This is a genomic window from Streptomyces sp. UNOC14_S4, from assembly GCF_020740835.1.
Lineage (GTDB): Bacteria > Actinomycetota > Actinomycetes > Streptomycetales > Streptomycetaceae > Streptomyces.
Genome location: NZ_JAINFC010000309.1, coordinates 1 through 9,213 on the forward strand (window position 1 = coordinate 1; position 9,213 = coordinate 9,213).

Sequence of the window (9,213 nt, forward strand, 5' to 3'; positions counted from 1 at the left end):
GCGGCGGCACCAGCCTCCTGCTCCCCGAGAGCCGCGGCTACCCCGACAGCGCCGACCTCCTCGCCGAGGCCCTCACCGCCCTCGAACACAGCCCCGCCCCCCCCGCGCGCGCCATCCTCCTCTCCCTCCGCGTCCCCGGCGACGAGATCCACTGGCTCCGCGACGTCCCCGACCAGGGCGTCCCGGCCGCCGCCTGGGCAGCACAGGAACGGTTACGGGCCGGAGCCCGCGCGATGCTGCTCGCCGCCGCGCTCGCCGCCCACGAGCGCGCGGGCTACCACGGCGCCCGCCACCGACGCCGCGCCGAGACCACCCTGGAGCGGCTGCTCGTCGGCCCCGCACCCGGCGGCCGCGAGCTCACCGTCCTGCTCCCGGTCGGCCACGACACGCGCGACCACGACGGCCGCGCCGTCACCACCACCCTGCTGCGCGCCCTCCACGCCACCCGCGACGCCACCGACTACGAGCGCGCCACCGGCGGACCCGAGGCGTTCACGGCGGCCGTGGAAGCCGGGGTGTGCCAGGAGCTCACCGAGGCGATCGGCACGCTCGTCCGCGGTTCCGAAGGCATCCGCGTCGAACTGCACTGGTCCCCGGTGGTGGGCCCGCCCGAGGGCTTCGCCGCACACCCCGAGCCGGTCGAGTTCTCCCCGGGCGACCTCCCGGTCCTGCGCGACGCGGGCGCCCGCTACGTCCGCGACGAGCCCTCCGTCCCCGTACACCTCACGGGCACCGTGGTGCGCATGCGGCGGGAGCACCCCGCGGGACCGGGCACGATACGGCTGCGGGTGCTCGACGGCGCCGAGGTCGCCCAGGTGCGGGTCGCGCTGGGCGACGAGGACTACCGGCTCGCGGGCCACGCCCATCTGCTGGGCCTGCCGGTCCGGGTCGGCGGACGCCTGGAGAGCAGGGGCGGCTTCCGCAGGCTCGCCGACGCCTCGGGCCTCACGGCCGTCACGGTGGACAACGCCGAACGCGACCGGCTGCTGAAGTCCCTCCAGGAGAATCCGGACTTCAATCCGGACTTCTTCGAGGACGGCTGAGACGGCCGAGGGGCCCGCGGACGGCCTGTTCGGGGCGCTTCACGTGTGCCGGGGCAAACCGTTTAGCGACCAGGCGGCCCGGCTCGGTACGATTCAGGCGCGCAGTGACCACTGTCGCGCCCCCTTGAGTCAGGAGAGACCGGTGTCAGACGTCCGTGTGATCATCCATCGCGATTCCGAGCGGGAAGAGCGCGTGGTGACGACGGGCACTACGGCCGCCGACCTGTTCGCCGGGGAGCGCACCATCGTCGCCGCCCGCGTCGCGGGCGAGCTGAAGGACCTCGCGTACGAGGTGCGGGACGGCGAGGAGATCGAGCCCGTCGAGATCTCCTCCAAGGACGGCCTCGACATCCTGCGCCACTCCACCGCGCACGTCATGGCCCAGGCTGTGCAGGAGCTCTTCCCCGAGGCCAAGCTGGGCATCGGCCCGCCGGTCAAGGACGGCTTCTACTACGACTTCGACGTCGAGAAGCCTTTCCACCCCGATGACCTCAAGGCCATCGAGAAGCGCATGCAGGAGATCATCAAGCGCGGGCAGAAGTTCTCCCGCCGCGTGGTCACCGACGAGGCCGCCCGCGAGGAGCTCGCGAACGAGCCGTACAAGCTGGAGCTGATCGGCCTCAAGGGCTCGGCCTCCCACGACGACGGCGCGGACGTGGAGGTGGGCGCGGGCGAGCTCACCATCTACGACAACCTCGACGCGAAGACGGGCGACCTGTGCTGGAAGGATCTGTGTCGCGGGCCGCACCTGCCGACGACGCGGATCATCCCGGCGTTCAAGCTCATGCGGAACGCCGCCGCGTACTGGCGCGGCAGCGAGAAAAACCCGATGCTTCAGCGCATCTACGGCACCGCGTGGCCGTCGAAGGACGAGCTGAAGGCGCACCTGGACTTCCTGGCCGAGGCCGAGAAGCGCGACCACCGTCGCCTGGGTACCGAGCTGGACCTCTTCTCGATCCCCGAGCAGATCGGCTCGGGCCTGGCCGTCTTCCACCCGCGCGGCGGCATCATCCGCCGCGTGATGGAGGACTACAGCCGCACGCGGCACGAGGAAGAGGGCTACGAGTTCGTCTACACGCCCCACGCGACCAAGGGCAAGCTTTTCGAACAGAGCGGCCACCTGGACTGGTACGCCGACGGTATGTACCCGCCCATGCAGCTCGACGAGGGCGTGGACTACTACCTGAAGCCCATGAACTGCCCGATGCACAACCTGATCTTCGACGCGCGCGGTCGCTCGTACCGTGAGCTGCCCTTGAGGTTGTTCGAATTCGGCACTGTCTACCGGTACGAGAAGTCGGGCGTCGTGCACGGCCTGACCCGTGCCCGTGGCTTCACGCAGGACGACGCGCACATCTACTGCACCCGCGAGCAGATGGCGGAGGAGCTCGACAAGACGCTGACCTTCGTCCTGAACCTGCTCCGCGACTACGGCCTGAACGACTTCTACCTGGAGCTGTCCACCAAGGACGAGAACAAGTTCGTCGGCAGCGACGCGGTCTGGGAGGAGGCCACCGAGACCCTGCGCAAGGTGGCCGAGAAGCAGGGCCTCGAGCTCGTCGCCGACCCGGGTGGCGCGGCTTTCTACGGCCCGAAGATCTCGGTGCAGGCGCGGGACGCCATCGGCCGTACCTGGCAGATGTCGACCATCCAGCTGGACTTCAATCTGCCCGAACGTTTCGATCTTGAGTACACGTCGGCGGACGGCTCGCGTCAGCGTCCGGTCATGATCCACCGTGCGCTGTTCGGTTCGATCGAGCGGTTCTTCGCGGTCCTGCTGGAGCACTACGCGGGTGCGTTCCCGGCGTGGCTGGCCCCGGTCCAAGCGGTCGGCATCCCGATCGGCGACGCGCACATCGAGTACCTGCAGGAGTTCGCCGCGGAGGCGAAGCGGAAGGGGCTGCGGGTCGAGGTGGACGCTTCCTCGGACCGTATGCAGAAGAAAATCCGCAACCACCAGAAGCTCAAGGTCCCGTTCATGATCATCGTCGGTGACGAGGACATGCACGCGGGCACGGTTTCCTTCCGCTACCGCGACGGTTCGCAGAAGAACGGCGTTCCGCGTGACCTCGCTCTGCAGGAGCTCGTTGACGTGGTGGAGCGTCGCGTTCAGGTGTGACGCTGGTCCCCGCGTAGGCGGGGGTGATCCGATGCACGAGATGAGCAATCGGGGACAGAGGTTCTGGTCCCCGCTTCTGCGGGGTTAGAGGGGCGGCCCACCAGGGCCGCCCCTCTCCGTCTTCCCGCCGAGGAATATGCTGGCTCGCATGACGACTGAGCCGGAACAGCAGATCGGAGTAGGGTCCCCGGACGCCTTCCAGCGCCTGTGGACGCCCCACCGGATGGCGTACATCCAAGGTGAGAACAAGCCGAGCGGTCCGGGGGCCGACGACGGCTGTCCGTTCTGCACGATCCCGGCCAAGAGCGACGAGGACGGCCTCGTGATCGCCCGGGGCGAGCACGTCTACGCCGTCCTCAATCTTTACCCGTACAACGGCGGGCACCTGATGGTCGTCCCCTTCCGGCACGTCGCCGACTACACCGAGCTCAACGTCGCCGAGACCCTGGAACTGGCCGAATTCACCAAGCGCGCGATGACCGCGCTGCGCGCCGCCTCCGGGGCACACGGCTTCAACATCGGCATGAACCAGGGCGGCGCCGCGGGCGCGGGAATCGCCGCTCACCTGCACCAGCACGTCGTTCCCCGGTGGGGCGGCGACACCAACTTCATGCCGATCGTCGGCCACACACGCGTCCTGCCCCAACTGCTTGCCGACACCCGCAAGATGCTCGCCGACGTCTGGCCCGCGGCCTCGGCGGAGTAAGGGCCTGTACATCCGGCCAATGGGGACACGCGCCGCAGGAAAACGGGCAAATATCCCAAAGCATCGATAAAAAGCAGTGATGATAGTGCGGTGACTTTCCTTCACCGCCGCACCGTGCTGCGCGCGGCCGCGGGCGGCGCCCTCGCGGGGGCCGCCACCGTGGGCTGCGGGCGGCACGAAGGAAGCCCGCGGCCCACCGAGGCGGCCCGGGTCGCATCGCCGTCCGCCCAGGTCACGGGCCCGTCCGTACGCCCGAAGGCGTCGCCGTCGCCGGCCCCGCTCCCCGCCGGGCTGCCCGCGCAGATCGAGCACGGCTCGCGCACCGGCAAGGCCGTGGCGCTCACCTTCCACGGCCAGGGCGATCCGAAGATCGCGACCGGGCTGCTGGGCGAGGCGGAGCGGGCCGGGGCCAAGGTCACGGTGCTCGCGGTCGGGCAGTGGCTCGACGAGCAGCCGCAGCTCGCCCGGCGCGTGCTCGACGGCGGGCACGAGCTCGGCAACCACACCATGCGCCACCTCGACATCTCCGCCATGCCGGAGAGCGCCGCGTACGCGGAGATCACCCAGTGCGCGGACCGGCTGCGACGGCTGACCGGGGGGATCGGGCGCTGGTTCCGGCCGTCACGGGCCCGGCTCGCCACCGACCGGGTGGCAGCGCTGGCGCGCCGGGCGGGTTACCCGCACGTCCTCTCGTACGACGTGGACTCCCTCGACTTCACCGATCCGGGTGCGGAGGCGGTCCGGCGGACCGTGCTGGACGCGGTGCGGCCCGGTTCGGTGGTGAGTCTGCACTTCGGGCACGCCGGCACGGTGGCCGCGCTGCCCGCGATCCTCGACGGCCTGCACCGCCGCGGTCTGCGCGCGGTGACGACTACGGAGCTGCTGACCCGATGATTCCGTCCTCGATCCCGTCCCCCTTCCGCCGGGAGTCCCGCCGACGCCCCGGTCGTCCTCTTCGTCCGTCCCGTCCTCGCCGGGTCCGGCGGTCGGCCCTGCTGTGTGCCGCCGCCGGGGCGGTGCTGCTCTCCGGCTGTGGAGGCGGGGGTTCCGACGATGAGGCGGCCGATGTCCGTCCGCACGAGGGCACGCACCGGGAGGCGCAGGCGCCGCAGGGGTTGCCGGGGATGCCGCCGCTGCTGGACGCGCACGACCTGTATGCGGCGGACCGGCCGAACATGCTGTCGCCCGCGGTGAAGGACTTTCCGTCGCGGGTGTATGTGCCGAATACGGAGTCGGACACGGTGAGTGTCATCGATCCGAAGACGTACAAGGTGATCGAGACGATTCCGGTGGGTTCGCAGCCGCAGCACGTGGTGCCGTCGTGGGACCTGAAGACGTTGTGGGTGAACAACGACCGCGGGCATTCCCTGACGCCCATCGATCCGGCGACGGGGAAGGCGGGGAAGCCGGTCGACGTGCACGATCCGTACAACCTCTATTTCACGCCGGACGGCAAGTACGCGGTGGTGATGGCGTCGATGGACCGGGAGCTGGTCTTCCGGGACGCGCACACCATGAAGCGGAAGAAGACGGAGCCGGTGAAGTGCAAGGGGGTCAATCACGCGGATTTCTCGCCGGACGGGCGGTATTTCGTCGTCTCGTGCGAGTTCTCGGGTGAGCTGCTCAAGGTCGACACGGCGAGGATGAAGGTGGTCGGGCAGCTGAAGCTGCCGTTCGACGGGGCGATGCCGCAGGACGTGAAGATCTCCTCGGACGGGAAGACGTGGTACATCGCCGACATGATGGCCGACGGGCTGTGGGTGCTGGACGGGGACAAGTTCACCGAGCCCTGGCTGATGCCGACGGGCAAGGGGGCGCACGGGCTGTACGTCAGCCGGGACTCGAAGTCGATGTACATCTCGAACCGCGGTGAGGGTTCGATCTCGGTGCTGGATCTGCCGAGCCGCAAGCTGGTGGAGAAGTGGGAGCTGCCGGGTGGGGGCAGTCCCGACATGGGCGGTGTGTCGGCGGACGGCAAGGTGCTGTGGCTGTCGGGGCGTTACGACTCGGAGGTGTACGCGATCGACACGCGGGACGGGCATCTGATCGCGAAGATTCCGGTGGGTTCGGGGCCGCACGGGCTGGCGGTGTATCCGCAGCCGGGGCGGTATTCGCTGGGGCACACCGGGATCTTCCGGTGAGGCCGGGCAGGTGACGGGGCGTCGGGTGCGGTGACGGGCGGCGGCCCGGGGCCGGGCCGCCGCCCCGTCGGGGCGGGTGTCGCGGACGCGCTTGTCGGCTGTTCAGGCGTTGTGTCAGGCGTTGTAGACGTCCGCGGCGCGTGGCTGGGGGTCCTGGACGGCGCCGCTGAGGTTCATGGCGCGGCCCGCGAAGCGTTCGGTGTCGACGCCGTTCTCGGCGAGGACGCGGAGGGCGGCCTGGTGGACGACGCGGAGGACAGGGGTGGTGGCGCGCAGGGCGTCGTCGGCCATGAAGCGGTGGCGCCAGGGCTTGTCTGCCCAGGCGTGGCGCAGGCCGAAGGGCTCGGGGAGGACGAGTTTGCCGCCCCAGAACTCCAGGAGCGGCGGATACCAGGTGAGGGGGGCGCGGGCGGCGAGGCGGACGACTTCCCTGGCGGGTACGACGGAGAGCTTGCGGGTGCGGGTCTCCCAGAACTTGATGGTCTTGGTGACGGTCTTGGTGCGGGCCGAGGGGGTGTCCATGAAGAGGCCGTGGACGGGGCCGAGGGCGTGGCCGGTGACCTCGATGCGCAGGGTCTTGTGGAGGACGGTGACGGTGATCAGGAGGGTGATCACCAGTTGGCCGTCCCAGAGGACGAACTGCACGCCGAGGTAGTGCCTGCTGCCCGCGCCGAATTGCTGCTCGTTGCAGATTTTCTGGAGTTCGGCGCCCCTTATCTGGAAGCCGTCGGTGCCTTCGGGGCGGGAGACGGAGCCGGCGCCTTCGCCGACGGGGGAGACCACCCAGTGTTCGACGGAGGGGGTGGGGAAGCCGCCGGTGTGCAGGGGGCCGCGTTCGAGCAGGCGGAGCTGGTCGTGGATGGCGCGGATGACGTCCCAGCTGCGGAAGGGGTGGATGTCCTTGTCGGGGTCGGCGGGGACGAGTTCCTCGGCGAGCTGCCAGCTGCCCCAGCGGGTGCCCATGCCGAGTATGCCCTTGGGGCCCGCGTAGAAGACGACGTTGCTGTGCTGTTCGGCGGCGAGGCGTTCGAGGGACTGGCGGAGGCGTTCGGCGGCTTCGTCGTCGGGGTGCTTGGGGACGGCTTCGGGGATCTTGGCGCCGATGCCGCCGCCGCCGAGCAGGCCGCTCCAGCGGTCGCGGAGGTCCTCGGCGGTCTTCTCGCAGACGCGGTGGGCGAGGAAGCCGCCGATGAGGGGGGCGACGAGCGCGGCGCGGGCGTAGACGTACCAGAAGCCGTGCCACGGCATTTTGATCATGAGGATGACGGCGAAGACGCCGAGGACGGTGAACAGGAGGCCGGCGAGGGCGCCCGCGCGTTTGCTCTGGGAGCCGGCGAGGGTGCGGCGGAGCTGGAAGACGCCGAGCCAGAGGATGACGCCGGGGAGGAAGAGGAGGCCGGCCACCACCATGATGACGGTGAGGCGGATGTCGCGTTGTTTGCGGATGCGGTTGGCGGCGAGGCAGTGTTCGACGACGGGCTGGGGGTCGAGGCCGAAGGACTGGATGAGGGGTTTGCGGCCGCCGCCGAGGACGCGGAGCTGGACGGCGCGGGAGAAGGCCTCGCCGAGGTTCGGCTCGAAGAGCGATATGCGGGGTGGCTTGACCTCGGAGGTGGCCCAGTCGGAGTTGGCCTTGAGGAGGGTGTCGACGGGGCCGTCGCGGTAGGCGGCGGAGGCCAGGGCCTGGGTCGCCGCGGTCTGGCCGGAGGTGCCCGAGAGCGGGATCTGCGCTCCCGGGCTGAAGTCGAACGGATCCCCTGCTGCCACTGTTGCCCCCTATGTCGCCTCTGCCCGCTTCCGGAGCGGCTTCGCGACGGCCGTCCGTGTCCTGCGCGTTGGTCCTGCGTGTCGTGCTCTTGCGTGTTGGCCCCGTGTCCAGCCTATCCGTGCGGGTGCCGCCTGTCGCAGGAGATCGCAAAGCCGCCCGCCTCCGGGGAGTTGGGGCGGGCGGCCGGTGAACTATGCCTCGGTGCCGTCGAGTTCGGTGATGCGCTCGGCGAGCTGAGGGGGCATCGGTTCGTGGCGGGTGTAGCGGCGGGTGAAGCGGCCGGTGCCGTGGGAGAGGGAGCGCAGGTCGATGGCGTAGCGGCCGATCTCGATCTCGGGCACTTCGGCGCGGACGAGGGTGCGGCCGCTGCCGGACTGCTCGGTGCCGACGACGCGGCCGCGCCGTCCGGAGAGATCGCTCATGACGGCGCCGACGTAGTCGTCGGAGACGAGGACCTCCAGTTCGGCGACGGGTTCGAGGAGGTGGATGCGGGTGTCGGCGGCGGCTTCGCGGAGGGCGAGGGCGCCGGCGGTCTGGAAGGCGGCGTCGGAGGAGTCGACGGAGTGGGCCTTGCCGTCGAGGAGGGTCACGCGGATGTCGACGAGGGGGTAGCCGGCGGCGATGCCGCGCGCGGCCTGGGCGCGTACGCCTTTTTCGACGGAGGGGATGAACTGGCGGGGGACGGCGCCGCCGACGACCTTGTCGACGAATTCGATGCCGGAGCCGCCGGGCAGGGGTTCGACCTCGATCTCGCAGATGGCGTACTGACCGTGGCCGCCGGACTGTTTGACGTGCCTGCCGCGGCCGCCGGCCCTGGCGCCGAAGGTCTCGCGGAGGGAGACCTTGTGGGGGACGACATCGACGCGGACGCCGTAACGGGTGCGGAGGCGTTCGAGTGCGACGTCGCGGTGGGCCTCGCCGAGGCACCACAGGACGACCTGGTGGGTGTGCTGGTTCTGCTCCAGGCGCATGGTGGGGTCCTCGGCGACGAGCCGGGCGAGGCCCTGGGAGAGCTTGTCCTCGTCGGCCTTGCTGTGGGCCTGGATGGCGACGGGGAGCAGGGGGTCGGGCATCTGCCAGGGCTCCATGAGGAGGGGGTCGCCCTTGGCGGAGAGGGTGTCGCCGGTCTCGGCGTGGGTGAGTTTGGCGACGCAGGCGATGTCCCCGGCGACGGCCTGGCCCATCTGGCGCTGTTGTTTGCCGAAGGGGGAGGAGAGGGCGCCGACGCGTTCGTCGACGTCGTGGTCCTCGTGGCCGCGGTCGGCGAGGCCGTGGCCGGAGACGTGGACGGTCTCGTCGGGGCGCAGGGTTCCGGAGAAGACGCGGACGAGGGAGATCCGGCCGACGTAGGGGTCGGAGGAGGTTTTGATCACCTCGGCGGCGAGCGGGCCCGCGGGGTCGCAGGCGAGCGGGGTGCGGGGGCGGCCGTCGGGGGT

At 70.4% G+C, this 9,213-nt stretch carries 7 protein-coding genes; 5 read left to right on the forward strand and 2 right to left on the reverse strand.

The window, feature by feature from the left end:
- From K6I34_RS24385 to K6I34_RS24405, 5 genes are all read left to right on the forward strand, one after another.
- A partial coding sequence (locus K6I34_RS24385) for a hypothetical protein (protein ID WP_229328482.1) occupies positions 1–1,043 on the forward strand: 1,043 nt, incomplete at its 5' end.
- A gap of 142 nt (positions 1,044–1,185) precedes the next feature.
- Complete coding sequence (thrS, locus tag K6I34_RS24390; RefSeq protein ID WP_229328483.1) at positions 1,186–3,162, forward strand: threonine--tRNA ligase; 1,977 nt, start codon at positions 1,186–1,188, stop codon at positions 3,160–3,162.
- Positions 3,163–3,298: 136 nt separating this feature from the next.
- Complete coding sequence (locus tag K6I34_RS24395) at positions 3,299–3,868, forward strand: HIT domain-containing protein (RefSeq protein WP_229328484.1); 570 nt, start codon at positions 3,299–3,301, stop codon at positions 3,866–3,868.
- 90 nt (positions 3,869–3,958) lie between these two features.
- Positions 3,959–4,762, forward strand: coding sequence for a polysaccharide deacetylase family protein (locus K6I34_RS24400; RefSeq protein WP_229328485.1), 804 nt, complete (start codon positions 3,959–3,961; stop codon positions 4,760–4,762).
- Positions 4,759–6,009: a YncE family protein gene (locus tag K6I34_RS24405; protein ID WP_229328486.1), complete on the forward strand. Its 1,251-nt coding sequence runs from the start codon at positions 4,759–4,761 to the stop codon at positions 6,007–6,009. Before K6I34_RS24400 ends, K6I34_RS24405 begins: the two co-directional genes overlap by 4 nt.
- A 114-nt stretch (positions 6,010–6,123) precedes the next feature.
- Here the strand turns inward: K6I34_RS24405 and K6I34_RS24410 are convergent, their stop codons facing one another.
- Both K6I34_RS24410 and K6I34_RS24415 read right to left on the reverse strand, forming a co-directional pair.
- Complete coding sequence (locus K6I34_RS24410) at positions 6,124–7,776, reverse strand: hypothetical protein (RefSeq protein ID WP_229328487.1); 1,653 nt, start codon at positions 7,774–7,776, stop codon at positions 6,124–6,126.
- A 192-nt stretch (positions 7,777–7,968) separates the two neighbouring features.
- Positions 7,969–9,213, reverse strand: a 1,245-nt coding sequence (locus K6I34_RS24415) for an EF-Tu/IF-2/RF-3 family GTPase (protein WP_240016330.1), incomplete at its 5' end; no start/stop codon positions are given.

What these genes read in the sequence shown, in the direction of transcription:
- K6I34_RS24395 (WP_229328484.1), top strand. Translation starts at nt 3,299, where the DNA reads ATGCTGGCTCGCATGACGACTGAGCCGGAACAGCAGATCGGAGTAGGG.
- K6I34_RS24405 (WP_229328486.1), top strand. Translation starts at nt 4,759, where the DNA reads ATGATTCCGTCCTCGATCCCGTCCCCCTTCCGCCGGGAGTCCCGCCGA.